This window comes from Streptomyces sp. NPDC107575, from assembly GCF_055657265.1.
Window position 1 is genome coordinate 168,222 of sequence record NZ_JBVKBG010000010.1, and the last position, 21,965, is coordinate 190,186.

Consider the following 21,965-nt stretch of genomic DNA (forward strand, 5'->3'; position numbering starts at 1 on the left):
GCTCCGCTCCCCTCAGCTCTGGCCGCCCGTGAACCAGTCGGCGAGTTCCGGTGCGACGCGCTCCACCGTCACCGGCTGGCCGTCCGCCCGCAGCGACTCGGTGGCCGCGACACCGGCGGCCACCGCTTCGCGGGCGGCGACGGGGCTGGTGTCGGTGGCGCCGCCCTCGCGCACGAAGCGCAGGAACTCGGCGACGAGCAGCGGGTCGGAGCCGCCGTGTCCGCCCTCGCCGGGCGAGGGCATCGGGACGACGAGGTCGGCGTCGGCGCGGTAGCCGCTGCGGTGCTTCCAGACGCGGACCTCGGCGGTGTCGCCGTGGTCGCCGAAGTTCTCCAGGCGGCCCTCGGTGCCGATGACGGTGTAGTTCCGCCAGTAGTCGGGCGTGTAGTGGCACTGCTGGTAGCTGGCGTGGATGCCGCCTTCGAGCCGCATCACCATCATCGACAGGTCCTCGACGTCGACGACCGGGTTGAGGCCCGTGAGGGACAGCGGCGGCCAGTTGTTCTCGGGGTCGTACCAGTCGGGCATGGTGGCGCCCGGTGCCTGGCCCGAGCGGTCGGCGATGTCCCCGTACACGGTGAGTCCGCCGAGCGCGCTGACCCGCTCGGCGTACGCCCCGGCAAGCCAGTGGATGACGTCGAGGTCGTGGGCGCCCTTCTGGAGGAGCAGGCCCGTGGTGTTGCGGCGGTCGGCGTGCCAGTCCTTGAAGTAGAAGTCGCCGCCGTGGCCGACGAAGTGCCGGCACCACACGGCCTTGACCTCGCCGATCTCGCCGCGCTCGATGAGCTCGCGCATGACGCGGACGACCGGCATGTGGCGCATGTTGTGCCCGACGTAGAGCCGGGAGCCGGAGGCGCGGGCGGCAGCGAGGACGCGGTCGCAGCCCTCGGTGGTGATCGCCAGGGGTTTCTCGACGAAGACGGCGACACCGGCTTCGAGGAGGTCGACGGCGAGTTCCTCGTGGGTGTGGTCCGGGGTGATGACGAAGACGGCGTCGAGGTCCTCGGCGTCGAGCATGGCCTTGTGGCCCTCGTAGGTGTGCACGTCGTCGCCGAACCACTCGCGGGCGCGGCCGAACATGCCGGGCGCGGTGTCGGCGACGGCCACCACGGAGGAGCCCTCGCCGGGGTGGTGGGCCTCGCGGGCGACGGTGGCGCGCAGGCCGAGGCCGATGACACCGAGGCGCAGGTCGCGGGTGGGCGTGGGGGTGTGCTGCGGCTCGTCCGTACGGAGTTGGGTGGTCATGCGTGGTTCAGCCCTTCATGCCGGAGAAAGCGATGCCCTGGATGAACTGGCGCTGCATCGCGACGAACACCACGATCACCGGGAGCGTGGCGAGCAGGGATCCCGCCATCAGCACCGGGTACTCGGTGAGGTGGGCGCCCTGGAGCGAGGCGAGGCCCGCCGACAGCGGCATCTTGGCCGGGTCGGTGTTGACGATCAGCGGCCACATCAGGTCGTTCCAGGACCACAGGAACGTGAGGATGCCGAGCGCGAGAAGGCCGGGTCGGGCGAGCGGCAGCGCGATGCGCCAGAAGACGGTGAAGGGGTTGGCGCCGTCGAGCCGCGCCGCCTCCTCCACCTCTTCGGGAAGCCCCATGAAGAACTGCCGCAGCAGGAAGGTGCCGAACGCCGAGAACATGCCGGGGACGACGAGTGCCTGCATGGAGTCGAGCCAGCCGAGGTTCTGCATGATCTGGTACTGCGGCAGCAGGAAGAGCTGCCCGGGCACCATCAGGACGGCGAGGAACCCGAGGAAGATCGGCCCGCGGCCCGGGAAGCGGATGCGGGCGAAGGCGTACGCGGCCATCGAGCAGAGCAGGATCTGCGCCGCGGTCCGCAGCAGCGCCATGACGAGGGTGTTCACGAACTGCCGCCCGAACGGCACCCCGTCGAAGACCTTCGCGTAGTTCGAGAAGTCCCAGTGCGCGGGCAGGATCGTCGGCGGTACGCGCACGGACTCGCCGAAGCTCTTGAAGGAGGTGAGCAGCTCCCACAGCAGCGGGAACACGGTGATCACGGCGCCGAGCACGAGCAGGGCGTGGGCGGGCCAGATCCGCCCCTGGCGCATGGCCGTCTTACGCATAGTGGACCCACTTCTTCTGCAGCCGGAACTGGACGGCGGTCAGCGCCATGATGAGGACGAACAGCACGCTCACGATCGCCGCACCGTAGCCGCGCTGGTTGTCGAAGAACGCCTTCTGGAAGAAGAGCATCACCACCGTCTGACCCTCGCCGTAGGCGGGGTTCTGCAGCGCGTTCTGGGTGTTGGCGCCGAGCATCAGGTAGACGAGGTCGAAGACCTGGAGCGACTGGATCACCGAGAGCACGGTGGTGAAGAACAGCGTGGGGCTCAGCAGCGGCAGCGTGACCGAGAAGAACTGCCGCAGGCGGCCCGCGCCGTCGAGGGCGGCGGCCTCGTAGTAGTCGCCGGGGATGGACTGCAGGCCGGCGAGCAGCAGGATCATGTTGTAGCCGACGGTCATCCACACGCCGACGAGGGCGACGGCGAAGCGGATCGTGTGCGGGTCGGACACCCAGTGCGTGCCGTCGATGCCGATGGTGGACAGCGCGTGGTTGAGGATGCCGGCGTCGCCGTTGTAGAGCCAGCGCCAGACGACGGCGACCGCGGCGGGCATCGTGACGACGGGCAGGAAGTAGAGGGTGCGGTAGACGCCGGTGCCGCGCAGCCCCTTCAGGTTGAGCAGGACGGCGATGACCATCGAGAGCGGGATGCCGAGGAGGACGAGCCCGGTGTAGACGGCGGTGTTGCCGAGGGACTGCCAGAACTCCGGGTCGCCCACGAGGGTGCGGTAGTTGGCGGCGCCGATCCAGGTCGTCCCGCCGAAGGGGCCCCATTCGGTGAGGCTGTAGTACAGCGTCTGCACCACGGGCCACAGGTAGAAGACGGCGAGGCCGAGCCCGGCCGGGGCGATGAGGGCGTAGCCCCACCACTTGTCGCGGTGCGCGAACTTCCGCTCGCGGCGCCGCAGCTCCTTCTGGTCCGGGGGCTCCGGGTGACGGCGCTGCGCGGGTACGACGGCTTTCGCCTGCGTGTCGACGCTCATCAGGCCTGGCCCTTCCTCTCCTGCGCGAGCAGCTGGTTCATGGCGTCGGCCAGCGAGCCGCTGGCGCCGTCGAGGCTCTCGACGCCGCTCCACGCCCTGGCGAGCCACAGCTGTTCCTTGTGCTGCCATGCGGCGCTGTTGGCCGAGCCGGGGAAGGGCACCGAGTAGTCGAGCGCGTCCAGGTGCGCCTTCAGGTTGAAGTGCGGCATGCCCGCGGCCCAGGGTTCGGCGGTGCCGTTGCGGGCGGGGATCGCGGTGCCGTACTTGCCCTGGAGGAGCGAGATGCGTTCGGTGCCGAGGAACCGGACGAAGTCGCGGGCGAGTTCGGGGTTCGGGGTGCGGGCGTAGACGACGTTGGCGAGGCCGTGCAGCACGGTCGCGCGGTGCCTCCCCCTGGGCATCGGCGCGACGTCGATCTTGGCCCGCAGCTCGCGGTCGGCGTGGAAGGTCGCGGCGTTGTAGGACGCCTCGTAGGTCATGGCGAGCGTGCCCGACTGGAACATCTGGGTGGGGTCGGTGTCGGCCATCTGCTGGAGGGTGGGCGAGGAGCGGTACCGGTGGATCAGGTCGATCCACAGCCGCAGCCCCTCGCGGGTGCGCTCCTCGGCGTACCCGGAGTCCCGCTTGTCCTTGGAGATGACCCAGCCGCCGGCCTGGGGAATGGAGTTGTAGTAGTTCTCCTGCGCACGGACCGGCGCCCCCACCCCGTAGATCCCGCGCCTGCGGTCGGTGAGCCGCTGGGAGTGCTCGATGAGGTCCTGCCAGGTCCAACTGGCGTCCGGGTAGGGCACCTTGGCCCGGTCGAAGAGTTCCTTGTTGTACCAGAGGGCGACGGTGTCGAAGTCCTTCGGAGCGCCGTACTGGGTGCCCTTCCAGCGGTACAGGGAGACGAGGTCGTCGGGGAAGTCGGCGGTCCGCAGCACGGCGTCGTCGCCGTCGGTGTCCAGCGGGAGCAGCTGCCCGGCGTCGGCGTACATGCCGAAGTTCGGCCCGTTCATCCAGAACACGTCGGGCGCCGCGCCGCCGGTGCAGGCGGTCCGCAGCTTGGTCCAGTACGTGCCGTTGGGGGTGAGCTGGACGTCCACGGTCACGCCGGGCCGCGAGCGCTCGAAGGCCCGGGCCGCGCGCCGCATGGCGGGCAGTTGGTAGACGTCCCAGACGCCGTACGTGAGATGGCCGCGCCGTGAGCCGCCGCCCGCGGCCGAGGATCTCGACGAGGAGGGGCCGCAGCCGGACGCGAGCGGCGCCGCCGCGAGTGTCGTGGCGGCCGCGGCGAGGAGAGAGCGCCTGCGCACAGGGAGCCTTCCTGGTGAAGGGTCGACCGGAATGCAAGGACGCTATTTGCTCGAAGTTGACGGGTCAAGGCTTGTTTCGATCACCTTTAAGCAAACACGGGAGCGAGCGGGGGAATCCGGGCATGCGAAGGCCCCGCCCACAGGGGACGGGGCCGCCGGGACACGCGCGGGTCACCAGTGCATGCGCACGTCCTCCGCCCAGCCCAGCAGGTCGCGCACGGCGATCTCGGTGCCGTCGTCGGTGCGCACGCGCCCGTCGTAGTGCCCGAAGCGCTGGTCGGTGTGGTTGGCGAGCAGCCCGAGGTCCGTGTGGGACGAGCGGTTGTGGAAGGGCGTGAACACGAGGTCGACCTGGTCGGACTCCGTCGTGCGCAGGGTCCAGGGCGCGAGCGGGTCGGACGTGGACCAGCGCCAGTCCAGCTCCTCCCCGATCTTCGTGAGCCGGCCGTCCACGCACAGCCCGTTCTCGGTGGAGCCGGTGCCCGCGGTCCACCGGCCGCCGAACTGCAGGCCCACGGTGTGCCCGTCCGAGCGGCCCGAGGCGGCGCCCCAGTTCCAGTCGACCGTGCGCGGCCAGCGCCCGCGACCGTGGTCGAGCACCGCCCAGCTCTCGCCCGCGCCGAACTCCAGCCGTTCACCGCCGATCCTGACCCGGCCCGTCGCCGGCAGCGCGGTCTGCTTCGACGTGTACTGGAACCGCCGCGCGTCCCACGGCACGACGACGCTCAGCGACTCGTGGCCCTCAGGCCGCGCGACCAGCAGGTCGATGTCGACCGGAAGCCGGTCGGTCGTCAGGCACCGGCCGCGCAGCCGGACACCGCCCGCCTCGTCCCGGATCTCGATGCGCACCTTGCCGCCGGTCGGCCGGGCGGGCCCGACCACGACGTCCGGCACGCCCGGGGAGCCCGCGACACGGTCCGGCAGCCGCACCCCGCGCCCGAACGCAGCGATGGAGGCGCGCTCGAACTCCCGCACAGACGAGCCGAATTCGAGCAGATAGACCGAGTTGAGGGCGAGGAAGTCCAGATCGCTCACGGTCAGCGCGACCAGATGCGTCGGCGTGGTCACGCACCAGTGCTCCCACCGCTTGGTCCGCCCCCACCCGCGCAGATTGGCGCGGTGCACCGGCGTCCGCGACCAGCCGACCGCCGCCGGATCGAGGCTGCCGTCGGGGTGGCACAGGTCCACCGGGTCCACGATCTCCCGCTCGTGCGTCGCCATCCGTGGAGCCTACATCCGGGCGCGGTGTCACCCGGCGCGGGCGACGTGCGTCCGGGCGGCGGGCCCGACAGTGCCCGGCAGGAGCGCGTGTGCCCCGTCCGTCCGGGAGGGCCTTGTCATGACGATCACGGGTGCCGCCCGGCCCTTGGCGGGCCGGATCGCGCAGCAGCTGGTGCGCGTCGGGATCCTGGACATGGCGACGCGGCTCGCCGCGCAGGCGTTCCTGGCCGCGCTGCCGATGCTCATCGCCCTGGCCTCGTTCTGTCCGCCGCTGGTGCGGCGCGAACTCCTGCGCTCGCTGCGTACGTTGATCGGGACGTCCGGGCCGGTGGTGCGGCAGGCCGAGGACGTGGCCGGGGGCGGCGACGCCGCCCTGCACAGCTGGGGCGCCGCGGGCGTGCTGGTGGCGCTGCTCTCGGCCACCGCGTTCACCCGGGCCCTGCAGCGGCTGTGCGAGCGGGCCTGGGAACTGCCGCGCTCCGCCGTGCGGTTCGTGGCGTGGCGGTGGGCGGTGTGGCTGCTGGTGTGGGTGGCGATGCTGATCGTGCAGGGCGCGCTGCACCGGGCGTTCGGCGCGGGCGCCGTCATCGGCTACCCCTTGCAGTTCGCGGCGGCGGCGCTGATGTGGTGGTGGACCCAGCATCTGCTGCTCGCGGGGCGGGTGCCGTGGCTGCCGCTGCTGCCGGGGGCGCTGCTGACCGCGGCGGGGGTGATGGCGTTCTGCGGGGTGTCGGGGCTGTGGCTGCCGCGGGCGCTGCGGATGAGCGTGGAGCGCTACGGGGCGCTCGGGTCGGTGTTCACGGTGCTGTCCTGGCTGATCGTGTTCTTCACCCTGGTGGTGTTCGGGGTGGCCGTCGGACGCGTCCTGGCCCAGGAGGAGTTCCTGCGTCGCCGGATCGGCGCCGCGACGGCCGCCGGTTCACGCTGACTCCGCGGTCACCCTGCCCTTCCGGGCGGCCGCGGCCAGGGCCTCGTGGTCGCGCTCGTTCTGGTCGGCGTACGCCTCGGCGAAACGGGCGAGCGCCCGGTCGAAGGGGTCGGAGCGGCCCAGATAGGCGGCGATGGCGACACGGTCCCCGGAGCGGGCGTGGGCGCGGGCCAGCGTCGCGCCGCAGGCCCGGCCGAACAGGCCCATGACGCGCGGCGACATCAGATCGGCCTGCGGTATCGCCTTCCAGTCCCGCAACTGCCGTATGTAGAAGTCACGTTGGCGCCCGTCGAGCCCCTCCACCCGCTCCCAGCCGAGGAACATGTCGCCGGCCGCCTGCATGAGGCGCTGCCCTACGACGACGCGTTCGCCCTGGTTGGTGTGGGCTCCCGGCCCCGCGAACTCCGCGAGCACGGAAGGCCCGGCCTCCTTCGCCTGGAGCAGCAGCGGGTCATGGTCGTCGCGCCCGAGCAGCAGAATGATCCAGCAGCGGGTGCCCACACTGCCGACCCCGACGACTTTGCGCGCCATGTCGACGACCCGGTACTGGCCGAGCAGCGCCCTGCGTTCGGCGGTGAGCGTGCGCGCGTACCGCTCGATCAGATCGATCAACTGCGTCTCCAGCTCCTTGCGTTCGACGCCGGGAAGGAGCTGGTCGAGCGGGGTCACCAGGGGCGGGTCGGCGGCGATGCGCAGCTCGCCGCCGACGACGTGGGCGAGCTTCTCCAATGCCTGGAGGTGGTCGCGGCCGCGGGCCTTGGTGAGCGCCTGCGACATGCGCCGCCTGGTGCGGCCGTCCAGCTTCCCGGACACCGCGGCGTACAGCTCCTCCGCCTCGATCCGCGAGTACCACACGTCGAGCGTGCGCATCCCGGCGAACCGCTCCATCGACTGCCGGTACGAGGCCGCGGTGGCCCGCACCACGCGGTCCCGCTCGGATCGGCCGAACCCGTTGCCGCGGCCCGCGATGACGAGGCTGGCGGCGAGCCGCTTGACGTCCCACTCCCACGGCCCGCGCAGCGTCTCGTCGAAGTCGTTGACGTCGAACATCAGGCGCCGCTCCGGGGAGGCGAGCAGCCGGAAGTTCAACAGGTGGGCGTCGCCGCAGAGTTGGGCGCGCAGCCCGGTGACCGGGGTGTGCGCCAGATCGGACGCCATGATCGCGGCGGCGCCCCGGAAGAACCGGAACGGCGACTCCAGCATGCGTCCGTAGCGGATCGGAATCAGCTCCGGCAGCCTGGCCGCCGACTGCTTCTCCAGGATGTCGACCGGGTCGGGGCGGTCGGCGGCGGGGGCATAGGCGGCGTGCCCGGAGCGCGGGACGCGGGACCTCGCGGACCTGCCCTTGTCCGCCCGCTCGCGCGCGGTGCGGCGACGGCTCGTCATCTCGGTCATGGCGGCCTCCTTCCAGGCTGTGCACACCGTGCGCCGGGCCGGGCGCCGCGACGTCACCCCGCCGGTGTGAGGTCGCCTCCCGGGGGTGAGTCCACGGGGGTCCGCCGGTCGCAGACTGGCGGTCATGGAACCGACGACGCGGGAACACGGGCGGGGGCAACGGTGGCTGGCGCGCGCGTCGTTGGCCGCCGCGGCGGGCGCCGTGCTGGTCCTGGCCGGCTTCGCGGGGGTGCGGACCTTCGCGCTGTTCGGCGCGGGGGTCCTGGGGACCGCGGTGACGGTCGTCGCCGTGTGGTGGGTGCTCAGCAGGCGGGGGCCCGCGCGGTACCTCGCCCTGCTCCTGGCGCTCGCCGCGCCGGTCTGGGTGCTGGTCGCGTACGCCCGCGCGCACCTGGTGTGGGTGGTGCTGGTGTCGGGCGGTCTGTGGCTGCTCGCCGCGGGGGCGGGCCGGGCCTCGCTCGGGCCGCGGTCGGCCCCGGCCCCGATGCCCGAGGCGGCGGCGCCCGCGGTCCACCGGCCGGTGCTGATCATGAACCCGCGGTCGGGCGGCGGCAAGGTCGACCGCTTCGGGCTGCGCGCGAAGGCGGAGCAGCTCGGGGCGGACGTCGTGCTGTTGGACGGTCCGGAGCCGGTCGACGTGGCGGCCCTTGCACGGGAGCGTGCCGCCGCCGGGGCGGATCTCCTCGGCGTCGCGGGCGGCGACGGGACGCAGGCCCTCGTGGCGGACGTCGCCGCGGAGTTCGGCCTGCCGTTCCTGGTGATTCCGGCGGGCACCCGCAATCACTTCGCTCTCGATCTGGGCCTGGACCGCGAGGACCCGTGCAAGGCGCTCGACGCGCTGGCCGACGGCGTGGAGCTGCGGGTCGACCTCGGCCGGGCGGGCGGCCACCCGTTCGTCAACAACGTCTCGTTCGGGGCCTACGCCGAGGTCGTGCAGAGCCCGGCCTATCGCGACGGCAAGACCCGGACCACCCTCGACCTGCTGCCCGATCTGCTCGCCCGGCACAAGGGCCCGGAGCTCACGGCGCGGGTCGGCGGGCACGAAGTCGCCGATCCGCAGGCGCTGTTGGTGAGCAACAACCCGTACGGCGCCCACGACATCGCGGGCCTCGGCCGCCGCACCCGCCTCGACGGAGGCGTCCTCGGCTGCGTCGCCGTGCGGGTCACGAGCGCCGCACAGGCCGCCGGGCTGCTGCGGGGCGGCCGGTCCGCCGGTGTGACGACGCGGACCGCCGGCTCGGTGGTCGTCGACGCCGACCGGGACTCGATCCCCGTCGGCCTCGACGGCGAGGCGGTGCGCATGGACGTGCCCGTACGCATCGAGGTGCGGCCCGGCGCGCTGCGGGTGCTCGTGCCGAGGCAGCGCCCGGGAACGTACCGGGAGCGCCCGCCGCTGGACTGGCGCGGCGTCACGGGGCTCGCGCTGACGGTGCGGCGGCCCCGGAGCGACGGGAGCGGCTAGAGCGGCGTCCCGTAGACCTTGTGCGCCTCACGGCGTCCGTACACGGCGAGGGACCAGATCACGAGGATGTCGAGGGCGATGAGGATCGCCGACCACACGGGCTGGTACGGGGTGAAGAAGAAGTTCTCGAGCGCGCTCATCGCGGCGATGGTCATGACGACGATCCGCGCCCAGGTGCGGCCGCTGAAGAGGCTGACCGCCGCGGCGAAGACGACGACCCCGGTGATCAGCTGCACCCAGCCGCGGGCATTGACGTCAAAGTCGAACGCGTAGTCGTCCTGTGCCTGGTAGAAGTTCTCGTTGAGCACCGCGGCGAGGCCTGCGATGGCGTGATAGGCGCCGATGATGCCCATCACGAACGCGGCGAAGACGACTCCGCCGACGGCGGCCGGACGGACACGGGGCTGTGGCTCGGACGCTCCGGAGCGCGCCTGGCCCGGCGAGATCTGCTCGGCCATGTCGCACCCTCCTCCTCGGTCTCGGTGGATCCGGATTCGATGCACTCGGAGCATGCGGCCCGTGCCACCGGAATCGGTTCACCCGCAGCGGATGAGCCCCGCCCCGCGCGCGGCTGTCACCCGTCCGAGGTGATGCCCCCGGCGGTGCGGTCGCCGGGACAATGGCCTGCGGGACGACGCTCGCAGTGGAGGTGACGTCATGGCCGGGTCACACACGGGTCCGGGCCGCGAGCCGGCCGGAACGCCCTCCGGCGGCGGCGACTTCGAGATCCGCGTCAGGGGCAGGCTCGGCGAGGCCTTCCGGTCGGCGTTCGGCGAGCTGACGGTCGTGCTGCGCCCCGCCGAGACGGTGCTGGTCGGCGCGGGCCTCGACCAGGCCGCCCTCTACGGCATCCTCGACCGCATCCAGGGCCTCGGCCTCGAACTCCTCGAGGTCCGCCGCCTTCCGGGGCCGCGCGAGGCGCGCGGGTAGGGGCCGTTCGGCTCTCATAACGAAGTCGTACCGCCCGGAAAACGGCGCGGAAGACCCCTTTCTTCGCGTTCGCGCGGGGCCCACCGTGGTGGGGTGATGCCCTCCACATGGGGAGGTGAGGGGCATGCTCACAGCACTGTGCCCACGCACGGTCGACGATCCGGGGAAGACGGGGCGCGTGATGGCGCTCCGGCTGCAGCTGTGCTCGATCCACGAGGAGGACACCGCGGCCGACGCCGCCCTGACGACCTGCCTGATGTGGGTCGCCGGCGTCCTGGTGGAGATCGCGGGGGACGTGGCCGATCCACGGACCGCCGGCGCGCTGGTGCACCGGGCCTCGGCCGCGCTCGCCGCGGTGCCCGTCCCGCGGGAGAACGGAACGCGGCCCTCGCCGCAGCGGCTGACCGGCCGCGAACTCGCCGTGCTCCACCAGTTGCAGGAGGAGGTCCCGCTGCGCCAGATCGCCGACGACCTCTACGTCTCGTACAACACGGTCAAGAGCCACACGCGCGCCGTCTACCGCAAGCTCGGCGCGCGCTCGCGCGCCGAAGCGCTGCTGCGGGCAAGGGAGTTGGGGCTCGTCTGAGGCGCGACCCGGCCCCGCGCCCTCACAGGATCTGGAGCTCGCGGGCCCTGCGGACCGCCGCCGAGCGGCGGGACACGGCCAGCTTGCGGTAGACGCTCTTGAGGTGCGTCTTCACCGTGTTCACCGAGAGGTAGAGCTCGTCGGCGATCTCCTCGGTGGTCATCATCTGCGCGAGCCGGTCGAGGACATCGCGTTCGCGCGCGCTGAGCCGCTCCGCGGGAACCCGCCCGAGCGGCTCCTGCTCCAAGGGCGCGGCGTCCGCGGCCCGGCGCGGCCGCGCCGGGTTCAGCAGCCGCGCACAGGTCGGCGCGATCGTCCGCTGCACCGTCTGCGGCAGCCGGGACACCGCCACCGCGCTCGCGACGGCCTCGGCGCCCCGGACGCCGCGCTCCACGGCGGCCGCGATCCGGGCGACGACGCCGCCGAGCTCGGCGAGGAACGTGTCCGTCGCCTGCCCCAACGCGCCCTCGCCGTGCTCCAGTTCGCGCCGCGCCCGGCCGGGCTCGCCGCGCGCCAGGGCGCCCCAGGCGCGTACGAGATGCAGGGTGGCCCGCGAGGGCTCGCCCGCGGTCCACGGCGGCATCGGCGGCTGGACGGCCTGGGCGGTGAGCTCGTCGGCGGCCCGGAACCGGCCGCGCAGCGCCTCCAGGAGCGCGAGTTCGACGAGGCAGTCCCGGCGCAGCGCGCCGTTCCCCGCCGCGCCCGCCGCCTTGAGCCCGCGGGTGAGGGAGACCTGGGCGGCCTTGAGGCTGCCGGCCCGCAGCTCACCGCTGCCCCGTACGGACAGGATGAGGGCCGGGATCTCGGGCCGCTCGGCCAGCAGGGCGTGCGGCACGTGCGGTCCTGCCGCCTCCGCGTCGGCCGCGGCGGCCCCGGCGCGGCGCGGATCGCGGCAGCGCAGCCGTTCCATCCGGATCACGGCGTGGGCGAGGCGGCACCGCGCGAGCCGGTCGTCCTCCCCCGGTGGCAACCGGTCGAGGAGTTCGGCGGACCGCTCCAGGTTCCTGGTGCACGCCTGGTCGTCCCGGCGGGTCCTCGCGACGGCCGCCGCGAGCAGCACGGACTCCGGTTCGGCCGCGGGCGGTTCGTCGGGCGGCTGCCGGCCCTCGTCGACGGGCAGCCGGGTCCTGGCCAGACCGAGCACCTGCCCGATCGCCAGTCGGTGCACGACGAGCCGGGCCGCCTCGTCCCAGTCGCCCGCGGCGAACAGGTGCCGGACGGCGTCGGCGAGCAGTCCGTGCCCGGCGAGCCACGCGGCGGCCGTGCGGTGCAGCGGCGCCACCAGGCCGGGCGTCTCGTGCCGCAGGCAGGTCCGCAGCACGTCGGCGAACATCTGGTGGCAGCGGTACCAGCCCTGCCCCACGGGCCGCAGGAAGGAGTTCTCCCGGACGAGCCCCGCGAACAGCACGCCGTCCGCGTCGCCCGCGAGTTCGGCGGCCAGCTCGGCATTCACCCGGTCCAGGATGCTCGTCGTCAGGAGCAGTCTGCGCATGCCGGGCGACTGCTGGTCGAGCACCTCCTCGACCAGGTAGCTGGAGATCGCCTCGTCGTCCCCCGCGAGCTGCGCGACGAACCGTTCGGGGTCGCCGCGCCGTTCCATGGACATCGCGGCGAGCCGCAGTCCGGCGGCCCAGCCGTCCGCCCGCCGCCGCAGCGTGCTCACCGTCTGCTTCGTGACGTCGATGCCGTGCTGCGCCAGGAGCGCCGCGGCCTCCCGGTCGTCGAAGGCGAGGTCCGCGGTGCGTACTTCGGCGACCTCGCTGGTGAGCCGCCCTCGGTACACGTGCAGGGGCGGGTCGCGGCGGGCGAGCACCACGAGGCGCAGCTTGTCGGGGGTGTGCCGGAGCAGGTGGGTGACGCCGCGGGCGATCGGCGATTCGAGGGCGGGCTGGAAGTCGTCGAGGACGAGGACCGACGGTTCGTCCCGTCCGTTCAGGCAGGCGGCGAGCGTCGCCACGAGCAGCGGCCCGTCCTCGCTCGCGGCGGGTTCGGGCACCTCGACGCCCGCGGCGCGCAGCGCGCCGAACACCCGCTGCCAGAACACGCCGGGGTGCTCGGCGGGCCCGTCGCAGGTGACCCAGGCGAGCGGCCAGGGCGGGCGCCGGGTGTGCGCCCATTCCAGGGCGAGCGCCGTCTTGCCCGCGCCCACGGGGCCGACGACGACGGTGAGCGGGCCGCGCACGCCCCTGGCCAGTTGGTCGGTCAGCCGGGGGCGCGGCACGATCCAGTCGGGCAGCGCGGGCACGGCGTCGGCCTGCTCCGGGCCGGGCCCGTCGTCCGGTGTGCGGTGTGACCCGTCGGCCATGGCGACCCTCGCTTTCGCAGCGCGGTGGATCCACACCCCCGTATGGGAGGCAAGTGTGGGGCCGGGAGCGCCGCATCCGGCACATGCCAGACGCCATCTCACCCGGGTGAAGTTCCCGGGTGGGACGGCGCCTGGACAGGGGGTGGCCCGTGGGCCGACGGGCGTCTACTTGGACTGGAGGGCCTCCACCAGTTCCTCCTCGCGGTCCTTGGTGAGCGAGGTGTGGATCACGGTGGGGCCGAAGGGGCGCAGCGCTTCCTGCACCCGGTCGGGCGTGGTGCGCCGGACGAGCGCGAACACGGCGGCGCGGCCGGGTTCGAGGGCGCGGGCGGTCTCCTTGACGAAGGCGTCGTTGATGCCGATGTCGGTGAGCTTTCCGGCGACGGCCCCGGTGGCCGCGCCCACGGCCGCGCCGAAGACCGGCATCAGGAAGAGCAGCCCGAACAGCGAGCCCCACAGGGCGCCGCCGGCCGCTCCCGCCCCGGTGGTGCTGTGCGTCTGGTGGACGTGCATCTTGCCGTCCATGGTGCGCCAGGCCACCACGGCGTCCTCCAGCTCCAGCAGTTCCTGCCGGGACAGCTCGCCGGCCAGGCGCAGCACCGACTCGGCCTTTTCCTTGTCCGAGAATCCGAGTACGACGAGTTCGGCCATCAGGTCCTCCTGGGACGGTTGCCGGGTTTGGGTACGGGAGTGGGCTTCGGGGCGACCGGATCGCCGAGGCGCTTGGCCGCGGCGGCGAGTTCGACGGCCACGGGCTCCAGGGCCTCCTCGGTGAGGAAGCCCTCGGCGACGGGCACCCCGCCCGCGTCCCTGACCGCCTTGCGCAGATACTTCGCCCAGACGTGTTCGAGCAGGATGTACGCCGCCGACGTGCCCGGGTCCTGGGAGTTGGCCATCTCCCGGATGTCGCCGGTGCTCAGCCCGAAGGCGTTGCCCTCGGCCAGGCTCGGGTACGTGTCCTGCACCGCGCGCATCCGCTCCCGGGAGATGCCGAGCAGGGCGGCGACGGTCTCGCCCATCCCCTCCTGCTGGAAGTCGAGGGAGAACAGGCCGCCACCGGGTTCCTTGCTGACGAAGAGCATGTCGAGGACGCGGATCTGTTCGTTCGCCTCGAGGATCGCCAGCTCCTCGATGATCCGCCCCTCGAACTTGGCCTCCGGCCCGAACTCGATGGTGAGCAGCTGAACCGGTCCGATGACCGCCATGGCGTCTCCCTTCCGACTGTCGGCGTCAAGCTCCACCCGCATCACACCGGCGCCGCCCGCGCCCCGCGTCACCCGCCGTAGGTGAGCAACGCGCCACGGACCGCGGCGACGCTGACCGCGGGAGGTGCCACGCCATGAGCGATGAACAGGCCCCCGGCCGCGCCGAACCCCCGTCGGGCCCGCCGTCCGCCACCGACGCCGAACTGGAGCGGCTGCGCGCAGAGGTCGAGCTGCTGCGCGACCGCGCGGGCACCCGACGCAGGCGCCGCGCGCGGACGTTCATGGTGCGCCGCACGATCGCCGCGATCCTGATCGCGCTGGTCGCGGTGCTCGCGGTCACATCCGTGGTGGGCGTGTGGGGTTCGCGGACCACCCTGAACACGGACCGCTGGATCGCCACGGTGGGCACGCTGCCCGAGGACCCGAAGGTGAACGCCGCGGTCTCCAGGTACCTGGCGGACGAGATCTTCGACCAGCTCGACGTGGAGCGGCGGCTGGCCGACGCGCTGCCGCCGCGCGCCTCGTTCCTCGCGGGCCCGGTGACGGGGGCCGTGCACGACTTCATGCGCGAGAAGATCTCGGAGCTGATCGCGAACGAGCGGTTCCAGGAGCTGTGGCGGACCACGAACCGGTTCGCGCACGAGCGCATCGTCGCCCTCCTGGAGAAGCGCAACGAGAACGTCCAGGTGAAGGGCGACACGGTCACCCTCAACCTGCTGCCCGTGGTCAACAATCTGCTGGGCTCCCTGGAGACCGAACTGCCGTCCGTCTTCGGCAAGAAGATCGACCTTCCGACGCTGTCCTCAGGGGAGCTGCCGCCCGGACTGCACCAGCGGATCGAGAAGGCGATCGGCAAGGACCTGCCCGAGGACTTCGCGCAGATCCGCCTCTACAACCGGCACACGCTCGGCCAGCTCCAGGACGCGGTCGTGCTGTTCAAGCGGGCCCTGGTGGGCCTGCTGATCGGCGTCCCGGTCCTGCTCGCCGTCTCCCTGTGGGTGTCGCCGAACCGCCGGCGGACCCTGCTGCAGCTCGGCCTGTGGCTGGTGGTGACGGTCACCGTGCTGACGGCCGTCCTACGGGGCGTGCGCGACCAGTTGCTCGGTCAGTTGCCGGAGGGCGTCTACCGCGAAGGGGCACGCTCGGCACTGTGGACCGTCTTCACGACGCTGCGCGAACGGGGCGATCAACTGCTGTGGCTCGGCGTCGCCATCGCCGTCCTCTGCTACCTGGTCGGCCCCGGGCGGCTGCCGTCCGCGCTGCGCCGGTGGACCGTGCAGGGCGCCCGCGCCACAGGGCACGGGTTCACGAGGGCGGGCGAACACCTGGTGAAGGACCGGCAGTTGCGGCCGTGGCTGGCCCGGCACGCGGACGTGCTGCGCGTCGGCGGCGCCGTCGTCGCGGCCCTGGTGTCGATCCTCCTGTCGTCGTGGACCGCGCTGCTCGTGATCGCCGTGCTGCTCGCCGCGTACGAGATCGCGGTCACGCTCGCGGCCCGCGAAGGGAGTTCACCCCCGGAAGGTGAGGCGCCCCCTCGGCCCCCTGCCGAGACTGGCGCCTCCGCATCAAGCCCCGCCGGCCATTGAGACGCGGGGCCCGGAGCAGAGCCTGGGAGGTCGCATGAAGTCGCAGTCGCGCATCGGCCCGACCAACGACGGAGTCGGACGCTCCCGGCTGTGGGGCCCGTACCTGAGCGAGCGGCAATGGGGCACGGTGCGCGAGGACTACAGCCCGGGCGGCGACGCGTGGTCGTACTTCCCGCACGACCACGCGCGTTCGCGCGCCTACCGGTGGGGCGAGGACGGGCTCGGCGGCATCTGCGACGAGAAGCAGCGGCTGTGCCTGGCGCTCGCCCTGTGGAACGGCCGCGACCCGATCCTCAAGGAGCGCGCCTTCGGCCTGACCAACGCGGAGGGCAACCACGGCGAGGACGTCAAGGAGTACTACTTCTACCTCGACGCCACACCCAGCCACTCGTACCTGAAATACCTGTACAAGTACCCGCAGGCCGAGTACCCGTACAACGACCTCGTCGCCGTCAACGGGTCCCGTTCCCGGCAGGAGTTCGAGTACGAGCTGCTCGACACCGGTGTCTTCGACGAGAGCCGGTACTTCGACGTGACGGTGGAGTACGCCAAGGCGGACCACGACGACATCCTGATGCGGATCACGGTCGACAACCGGGGCCCGGACGAGGCGGAGCTGCACGTGCTGCCCACGCTGTGGTTCCGCAACACCTGGTCGTGGGGCGAGCACGCGAGCACGGCTCCCAAACCCGTGCTGCGGGCGGCCGAGGGCCCGCGCGGCACCCGCACGATCCGCGCCGACCACCCGGAGCTCGGCAGCTACGACCTGCGCTGCGGCCCCGCGGCCGAGCTGCTGTTCACGGAGAACGAGACCGACAAGGGGCGCCTGTTCGGCACGGCGAGCGACACCCCGTACGTCAAGGACGGCATCGGCCGCCACGTCGTCGAGGGCGAGCCGCACACCGTCAACCCGGCGCAGGAGGGCACCAAGGCCGCCGCCCACCACACACTCACCGTGCCCGCCGGCGGGTCCGAGACGTTGCGGCTGCGTCTCGGACCCGCCGGTGCCCAGCTCACCCTGGGCCGCGGCTTCGACACGGTGTTCCGCGACCGGATCGCCGAAGCCGACGCGTTCTACCGGGAGTTGACACCCAAGGGCGCGGGCGAGGACGAGGCGCGGGTGTTCCGGCAGGCGCTCGCGGGGATGCTGTGGTCCAAGCAGTACTACGCGTTCGACCTGGAGACCTGGCTCGCCGAGCACCATCTGACGCCGTGGAGCCTGCCGCGGCCCGGCGTGCGCAACCGCGAGTGGTTCCACATGGTCAGCGACGACATCGTGTCGATGCCGGACAAGTGGGAGTACCCGTGGTTCGCGGCCTGGGACCTCGCCTTCCACGCGGTGGCCCTGTCCGTCGTCGACCTCGACTTCGCCAAGCAGCAGCTCGAACTCCTGCTGCGGGACTCGTTCCTGCACCCCAACGGGCAGATCCCGGCCTACGAGTGGAGCTTCGGCGACGTCAATCCGCCGGTGCACGCCTGGGCCGCGTACTTCGTGTACACGGTGGAGAAGGAGACGACCGGGCACGCCGATCACGCGTTCCTGGAGCGCACCTTCCAAAAGCTCCTGACGAACTTCACGTGGTGGGTCAACCGCAAGGACCCGAGCGGCCGCAACGTCTTCCAGGGCGGTTTCCTCGGCCTCGACAACATCGGTGTCTTCGACCGCAGCGCGCCGCTGCCCACCGGCGGCTCCCTCGAACAGGCCGACGGCACGGCGTGGATGGCCCTGTACTGCCAGTCGATGCTGCAGATCGCCCTCGAACTCGTCGAGCACAACGAGACGTACGACGAGCTGGTCCTGAAGTTCGTCGAGCACTATCTGTGGATCTCCGCGTCCATGGACCGGCTCGGCGACCTCGGCGACGAACTGTGGGACGAGGAGGACGGGTTCTTCTACGACGTGCTGCGGCTGCCCGACGGGCAGGCGGTGCGCCTGAAGGTCCGCTCGATGGTCGGCCTGCTGCCGCTGTGCGCGTCCACGGTGTTCCAGCCGCAGCAGCTGGAGCGTCTTTCCGGGCTCGGCGAGCGGCTTCAGCGGTTCGCCTCGCGCCATCCGTCGCTGTCCGTGACGCTGTCGCAGGCGCAGGCTGGAAAGGCGGGCGGCCCCCGGCTCCTGTCGGTCGTCGACGAGAAGAAGCTGGTCCGCGTGCTCTCCCGGGTGCTGTCGGAGGACGAGTTCCTGAGCCCCTACGGCATCAGGGCGCTGTCCAAGTACCACGAGCAGCATCCGTACACGTTCTGGGTGCACGGCGAGGAGTACAAGGTCGGCTATCTGCCCGCCGAGTCCGACACCGGCATGTTCGGCGGCAACTCCAACTGGCGCGGCCCGGTGTGGCTGCCGATGAACGTCCTGCTCATCCGGTCCCTGCTGCATCTGTACGGCTTCTACGGCGACGAGCTGACCGTGGAGTGCCCGACGGGCTCCGGGGTGCGCATGAACCTGTTCGAGGTCGCGGAGGAGATCTCGAAGCGGCTCACCCGGATCTTCCTGCGCGACGAGGACGGCCACCGCCCGGTCTACGGCGGCCAGCCGCTCTTCCGCGACGACCCGCACTGGCGCGACCTCGTCTCCTTCTACGAGTACTTCCACGGCGACAACGGCGCGGGCATCGGCGCCTCGCACCAGACGGGGTGGACCGGTCTGGTCGCCGCCCTGATGAAGATCTTCGGCACGCTCGGCCCCGACGCCTTCCGGCCGCGGTCCACGAGGAGGTAGCAGCGATGGCCGCTTCACCGGCACAGCCCGTGATCCACGAGGTCAACACCCGGGTGTGGCTGCGGGAGACGGGGCGCAGGCTCGGCCGCGAGATCGGCCTCGCGGACGTGCCGAAGGACATCTGGGACGAGATCACCCCGTCCGGGGTCGACGTCGTGTGGCTGATGGGCGTGTGGGAGCGCAGCCCGCAGGGGCGCGCCATCGCCCTCCAGAACCCGGCGCTGCGGGCCGCGTTCGAGGCGGCCGTCCCCGGCATCGGCGAGCAGGACATCGCGGGCTCCCCGTACTGCATCCGCCGCTACGAGGTGGACGGGGCGCTCGGCGGTGCCGTCGGCCTCACCGCGGCGCGCGCCGAACTCGACCGGCGGGGCGTCGGGCTGCTGCTCGACTACGTTCCGAACCACGTCGCCCCCGACAATCCGTGGGTCGGCGAGTACCCCGAGCTGTTCGTGCGCGGCGACACCGAGGACCTGCGGCGGGACCCGGACGGCTTCCTGGACACGGGGCGCGCGGTCCTCGCGCGGGGCCGGGACCCGTTCTTCCCGCCGTGGCCCGACGTCGTCCAACTCAACGCCTTCGCCCCGGAGTTGCGCCGCTCGACCGTCGAGGTACTCGACCACATCGGCCGGTTCTGCGACGGCGTGCGCTGCGACATGGCGATGCTGCTGACGAACGACGTCTTCGAGCGCACGTGGGGCGAGCGGGCCGGGAAGCGTCCCGTGGAGGAGTTCTGGGTCGAGGTCATCGGCGCGGTGCACCGCGAGCGACCGGACATGGTGTTCGCGGCGGAGGCGTACTGGGACCTCGAATGGGCGCTCCAGCAGCAGGGCTTCGACTTCTGCTACGACAAGCGGCTCTACGACCGGATCCTCGCGCACGACGCCGCGTCGGTGCGGGCGCACCTGGGCGCCGACGAGACGTACCAGCGCCGGCTCGTCCGCTTCCTGGAGAACCACGACGAGCCCCGGGCGGCGCACACCATGGCCCCGGACAAGGAACGTGCGGCGGCCGCGCTGATCGCGACGCTGCCCGGCGCGACGCTGTGGCACGAGGGTCAGTTCACCGGGCGCCGTGTGCAGCTTCCGGTCTTCCTCGACCGGCGCCCCGACGAGCCGGCCGACGACGAGTTGCGCTCCTTCCACGAGCGGCTGCTCTCCGCCGTGCACCACAGCGGCATGCGTACGGGGAGCTGGCGGCTGCTGGACTGCGCGGGCTGGCCGGACAACGACTCGGCGGCGGCGCTGGTCGCGTCGTGCTGGAGTGGTCCGGCGGGTCGCTTCCTGTCGGTGGTCAACCTCTCCGACCACCGGGCCCAGGGGCGGGTCCGCCTCCCGTGGCCCGAACTGGGTCCGGGAACCTGGCAGTTGACCAGCCTCCTCGGCACGGACCGCTACGAGCGCTCGGGCGCGGAGCTGCTGGACAGCGGGCTGTACGTGGACCTGCCGGCCTGGGGCACGCATCTGCTGGCCGCGGAGGCGTGACCCGCGTGGGCAAATCAAGCCCCTGCGGCGATTGAGCAGCGGGGTCCGGGGCGGAGCCCCGGGAGCGCAACGCCGGTGGGGCTCAACCTTCCACGCCCGCCCGGGAACGGAACCACTCCACCGCGCTCTCGACCGTAGGGAAGAACGCGTCGGGCCCAAACGTCTGAGCCAAGCCGTACCGCTCGACCTTCCTCCGCACCGGATCCTTCAGCTCGGCGAAGACCAGGTCGACTCCCCGCCCGCGCAGCGCCTCGTCCAGCTCCTCCAGGACATCCGCCGCCGTCGTGTCCACATCCGTGATCGGCTCCGCCGCGACCACCACACACCGCGGCTCCGCCGCACCCCGCACCGCATGCAACACCTCGTCGCGGAACGACTTCGCGTTGGCGAAGAACAGCGGCGCGTCGAAGCGCAGCAGCACGAGCCCCGGCAGGAGCGCCGCATCGGGGTGCGAGCGCACATCGTGGTAGCCCTCAAGTCCCGCCACCCGCCCGAGCACCGCGCTGTACGGCCACCACGCGCGCCGGAACACGTTGAGGATCGAGAGCCCCACCGCGACGGCGATCCCCGCCAGCACCCCGAGCAGCGCGACGCCGAGGAACGCGGCCGTGCACAGCCAGAACTCGGCCTTGCGCTGCCGCCACAGCCGCCCCGCCCCCGCCAGGTCGGCCAGCGAGAGGGACGCCGTGATGACGACGGCGGCGAGCGCGGGCTGCGGCAGGTTGCGGAACAGGCCGGGCAGCAGCACGAGCATGAGCAGGATCAGCCCCGCCCCCACGAGCCCCGTCAACTGCGTGCGCGCGCCCGCCCGTTCGGCGACCGCGGTGCGCGAGCCGCTCGTGCTCACGGGGAAGCCCTGGAAGAGCCCCGCGGCCGCGTTCGCCGCGCCGATGGCGATCATCTCGTCGTTGCCGCGGACCTCCTCGCCGCTGCGGTTCGCGAACGCGGAGGCGTTGGAGATGGTGTCGGCGAGGGAGACCAGGGCGATGCCGAGGGCGCCCACGAACAGCGGGCCGAGGTCGTCCCAGCGGACGTCGGGGACGGTGAACGGCGGCAGTCCCTCGGGCAGCCGGCCGACCAGCTTGACCCCGTGCTCCCCGAGGTCGAACGCGACGGTCGCACCGATGGCGAGCAGCACCATCACGAGTACGGCGGGCACCTTCGGCAGCAGCCGTTGCAGCCCCAGGACGAGCACGATGCAGCCGCCGCCCGCCGCCACCGCCGCGGGCACGAGCGCCCCGTCGGCCAACTTGCCTATCAGCGCGTCCACTTCACCGATCAGGCCGTCCGCGTCCACGGAGAACCCGAACAGCTTAGGCAGCTGGCCGACGAGGATGGTCAGGGCGAGGCCGTTCATGTAGCCGATCATCGTGGGCTTGGAGATGAGGTCGGCGATGAAGCCCAGGCGTGCCACGCCCGCCAGGATCGTGATCGCCCCGACCATCAGGGCGAGCACCGAGGCGAGGGCGACCGCGCGCCCGCTGTCGCCGCCCGAGGCGACCAGCGGCAGGATCGTCGCCGCGATCATCGGGCCGAGCGAGGAGTCGGGCCCGAGGACGAGGATGCGGGAGGGGCCCGCGACGGCGTAGGCGAGCAGACACAGCACCGACGTGTAGAGCCCGGTGATCGCCGGAAGCCCGGCCAGCTCGGCGTAGGCCATGCCCTGCGGCACCAGGAGCGTGGTCAGGACGACGCCCGCGACAAGGTCCTTGACGAGCCAGGATCGCCGATAGGCGCGCAGCGTCCGGACACCCGGCGGCACGGGCAGGGCCTTGGGCACCGCGGGG

General features: G+C 72.3%; 18 protein-coding genes. 7 read left to right on the plus strand and 11 right to left on the minus strand.

Going from position 1 to position 21,965, the window contains the following annotated elements:
• Positions 1-12: 12 nt before the first annotated feature.
• The 5 genes from ACZ7L4_RS38340 to ACZ7L4_RS38360 all read right to left on the minus strand — a co-directional run bounded on the left by ACZ7L4_RS38340 (position 13) and on the right by ACZ7L4_RS38360 (position 5,584).
• Entirely contained in the window at positions 13-1,245 is a 1,233-nt protein-coding gene (locus ACZ7L4_RS38340) for a Gfo/Idh/MocA family protein (protein WP_472109672.1), read from the minus strand.
• 7 nt (positions 1,246-1,252) lie between these two features.
• The gene (locus ACZ7L4_RS38345) at positions 1,253-2,086 is read right to left on the minus strand and encodes a carbohydrate ABC transporter permease (RefSeq protein ID WP_472109673.1); all 834 of its coding nucleotides are present in this window, start codon (positions 2,084-2,086) and stop codon (positions 1,253-1,255) included.
• Entirely contained in the window at positions 2,079-3,068 is a 990-nt protein-coding gene (locus tag ACZ7L4_RS38350) for a carbohydrate ABC transporter permease (protein ID WP_472109674.1), read from the minus strand. Before ACZ7L4_RS38350 ends, ACZ7L4_RS38345 begins: the two co-directional genes overlap by 8 nt.
• Complete coding sequence (locus ACZ7L4_RS38355; protein ID WP_472109675.1) at positions 3,068-4,363, minus strand: ABC transporter substrate-binding protein; 1,296 nt, start codon at positions 4,361-4,363, stop codon at positions 3,068-3,070. Before ACZ7L4_RS38355 ends, ACZ7L4_RS38350 begins: the two co-directional genes overlap by 1 nt.
• A 171-nt stretch (positions 4,364-4,534) precedes the next feature.
• Positions 4,535-5,584, minus strand: coding sequence for a DUF2804 domain-containing protein (locus ACZ7L4_RS38360; RefSeq protein WP_472109676.1), 1,050 nt, complete (start codon positions 5,582-5,584; stop codon positions 4,535-4,537).
• A 118-nt stretch (positions 5,585-5,702) separates the two neighbouring features.
• On the opposite strand from ACZ7L4_RS38360, the gene ACZ7L4_RS38365 reads away from it, so the two are divergent.
• On the plus strand, positions 5,703-6,512 hold the full coding sequence (locus ACZ7L4_RS38365; RefSeq protein ID WP_472109677.1) for a YhjD/YihY/BrkB family envelope integrity protein: 810 nt from the start codon (positions 5,703-5,705) through the stop codon (positions 6,510-6,512).
• Here ACZ7L4_RS38365 and ACZ7L4_RS38370 read toward each other — a convergent pair.
• Positions 6,504-7,907 carry a DUF2252 domain-containing protein gene (locus ACZ7L4_RS38370; protein WP_472109678.1) on the minus strand — a complete coding sequence of 468 codons (1,404 nt, stop codon included), beginning with the start codon at positions 7,905-7,907 and terminating at the stop codon, positions 6,504-6,506. The two genes, ACZ7L4_RS38365 and ACZ7L4_RS38370, sit on opposite strands and share 9 nt — an antisense overlap.
• A gap of 124 nt (positions 7,908-8,031) precedes the next feature.
• Between ACZ7L4_RS38370 and ACZ7L4_RS38375 the strand changes: the two genes are divergently transcribed.
• A complete protein-coding gene (locus ACZ7L4_RS38375; protein ID WP_472109679.1) occupies positions 8,032-9,369 on the plus strand; it encodes a diacylglycerol/lipid kinase family protein in 1,338 nt (445 codons plus the stop codon).
• Here ACZ7L4_RS38375 and ACZ7L4_RS38380 read toward each other — a convergent pair.
• Positions 9,366-9,827, minus strand: a complete 462-nt coding sequence (locus ACZ7L4_RS38380) for a DUF7144 family membrane protein (RefSeq protein WP_472109680.1) — start codon at positions 9,825-9,827, stop codon at positions 9,366-9,368. The genes ACZ7L4_RS38375 and ACZ7L4_RS38380 overlap by 4 nt on opposite strands.
• Before the next feature lie 199 nt (positions 9,828-10,026).
• Here ACZ7L4_RS38380 and ACZ7L4_RS38385 point away from each other — a divergent pair, with 199 nt between their 5' ends.
• Both ACZ7L4_RS38385 and ACZ7L4_RS38390 read left to right on the plus strand, forming a co-directional pair.
• A complete protein-coding gene (locus ACZ7L4_RS38385) occupies positions 10,027-10,299 on the plus strand; it encodes a hypothetical protein (RefSeq protein ID WP_472109681.1) in 273 nt (90 codons plus the stop codon).
• Between the two features lie 124 nt (positions 10,300-10,423).
• Positions 10,424-10,885 (plus strand): response regulator transcription factor, encoded by a 462-nt coding sequence (locus ACZ7L4_RS38390; RefSeq protein ID WP_472109682.1) that lies wholly within the window; start codon positions 10,424-10,426, stop codon positions 10,883-10,885.
• Between the two features lie 22 nt (positions 10,886-10,907).
• Here ACZ7L4_RS38390 and ACZ7L4_RS38395 read toward each other — a convergent pair whose 3' ends face one another.
• The 3 genes from ACZ7L4_RS38395 to ACZ7L4_RS38405 all read right to left on the minus strand — a co-directional run bounded on the left by ACZ7L4_RS38395 (position 10,908) and on the right by ACZ7L4_RS38405 (position 14,395).
• Positions 10,908-13,190, minus strand: a complete 2,283-nt coding sequence (locus ACZ7L4_RS38395; RefSeq protein ID WP_472109683.1) for a winged helix-turn-helix domain-containing protein — start codon at positions 13,188-13,190, stop codon at positions 10,908-10,910.
• A 165-nt stretch (positions 13,191-13,355) separates the two neighbouring features.
• Positions 13,356-13,841, minus strand: a complete 486-nt coding sequence (locus tag ACZ7L4_RS38400) for a DUF1269 domain-containing protein (RefSeq protein ID WP_472109684.1) — start codon at positions 13,839-13,841, stop codon at positions 13,356-13,358.
• Positions 13,841-14,395, minus strand: a complete 555-nt coding sequence (locus ACZ7L4_RS38405) for a DUF1269 domain-containing protein (RefSeq protein ID WP_472109685.1) — start codon at positions 14,393-14,395, stop codon at positions 13,841-13,843. The genes ACZ7L4_RS38400 and ACZ7L4_RS38405 overlap by 1 nt, the downstream gene beginning before the upstream one ends.
• A gap of 134 nt (positions 14,396-14,529) precedes the next feature.
• Here ACZ7L4_RS38405 and ACZ7L4_RS38410 point away from each other — a divergent pair, with 134 nt between their 5' ends.
• From ACZ7L4_RS38410 to ACZ7L4_RS38420, 3 genes are read left to right on the plus strand one after another with little or no spacing between them, the layout of a single operon-like run.
• A complete protein-coding gene (locus tag ACZ7L4_RS38410; protein ID WP_472109686.1) occupies positions 14,530-15,981 on the plus strand; it encodes a hypothetical protein in 1,452 nt (483 codons plus the stop codon).
• A 34-nt stretch (positions 15,982-16,015) separates the two neighbouring features.
• Positions 16,016-18,697, plus strand: coding sequence for an MGH1-like glycoside hydrolase domain-containing protein (locus ACZ7L4_RS38415; protein ID WP_472109687.1), 2,682 nt, complete (start codon positions 16,016-16,018; stop codon positions 18,695-18,697).
• 5 nt (positions 18,698-18,702) lie between these two features.
• Positions 18,703-20,178 (plus strand): alpha-amylase, encoded by a 1,476-nt coding sequence (locus ACZ7L4_RS38420; protein ID WP_472109688.1) that lies wholly within the window; start codon positions 18,703-18,705, stop codon positions 20,176-20,178.
• An 82-nt stretch (positions 20,179-20,260) separates the two neighbouring features.
• Here ACZ7L4_RS38420 and ACZ7L4_RS38425 read toward each other — a convergent pair whose 3' ends face one another.
• Positions 20,261-21,958: a SulP family inorganic anion transporter gene (locus ACZ7L4_RS38425; protein ID WP_472109689.1), complete on the minus strand. Its 1,698-nt coding sequence runs from the start codon at positions 21,956-21,958 to the stop codon at positions 20,261-20,263.
• Between the last annotated feature and the right edge of the window lie 7 nt (positions 21,959-21,965).

Bases quoted from the DNA above. Each gene is read 5' to 3' on its own strand.
- ACZ7L4_RS38400 (WP_472109684.1), bottom strand. From the start codon at position 13,841: ATGGCCGAACTCGTCGTACTCGGATTCTCGGACAAGGAAAAGGCCGAG.
- ACZ7L4_RS38385 (WP_472109681.1), top strand. From the start codon at position 10,027: ATGGCCGGGTCACACACGGGTCCGGGCCGCGAGCCGGCCGGAACGCCC.
- ACZ7L4_RS38380 (WP_472109680.1), bottom strand. From the start codon at position 9,827: ATGGCCGAGCAGATCTCGCCGGGCCAGGCGCGCTCCGGAGCGTCCGAG.
- ACZ7L4_RS38395 (WP_472109683.1), bottom strand. From the start codon at position 13,190: ATGGCCGACGGGTCACACCGCACACCGGACGACGGGCCCGGCCCGGAG.
- ACZ7L4_RS38350 (WP_472109674.1), bottom strand. From the start codon at position 3,068: ATGAGCGTCGACACGCAGGCGAAAGCCGTCGTACCCGCGCAGCGCCGT.
- ACZ7L4_RS38415 (WP_472109687.1), top strand. From the start codon at position 16,016: ATGAAGTCGCAGTCGCGCATCGGCCCGACCAACGACGGAGTCGGACGC.
- ACZ7L4_RS38365 (WP_472109677.1), top strand. From the start codon at position 5,703: ATGACGATCACGGGTGCCGCCCGGCCCTTGGCGGGCCGGATCGCGCAG.
- ACZ7L4_RS38410 (WP_472109686.1), top strand. From the start codon at position 14,530: ATGAGCGATGAACAGGCCCCCGGCCGCGCCGAACCCCCGTCGGGCCCG.
- ACZ7L4_RS38370 (WP_472109678.1), bottom strand. From the start codon at position 7,907: ATGACCGAGATGACGAGCCGTCGCCGCACCGCGCGCGAGCGGGCGGAC.
- ACZ7L4_RS38405 (WP_472109685.1), bottom strand. From the start codon at position 14,395: ATGGCGGTCATCGGACCGGTTCAGCTGCTCACCATCGAGTTCGGGCCG.
- ACZ7L4_RS38340 (WP_472109672.1), bottom strand. From the start codon at position 1,245: ATGACCACCCAACTCCGTACGGACGAGCCGCAGCACACCCCCACGCCC.
- ACZ7L4_RS38375 (WP_472109679.1), top strand. From the start codon at position 8,032: ATGGAACCGACGACGCGGGAACACGGGCGGGGGCAACGGTGGCTGGCG.
- ACZ7L4_RS38420 (WP_472109688.1), top strand. From the start codon at position 18,703: ATGGCCGCTTCACCGGCACAGCCCGTGATCCACGAGGTCAACACCCGG.
- ACZ7L4_RS38390 (WP_472109682.1), top strand. From the start codon at position 10,424: ATGCTCACAGCACTGTGCCCACGCACGGTCGACGATCCGGGGAAGACG.
- ACZ7L4_RS38360 (WP_472109676.1), bottom strand. From the start codon at position 5,584: ATGGCGACGCACGAGCGGGAGATCGTGGACCCGGTGGACCTGTGCCAC.
- ACZ7L4_RS38345 (WP_472109673.1), bottom strand. From the start codon at position 2,086: ATGCGTAAGACGGCCATGCGCCAGGGGCGGATCTGGCCCGCCCACGCC.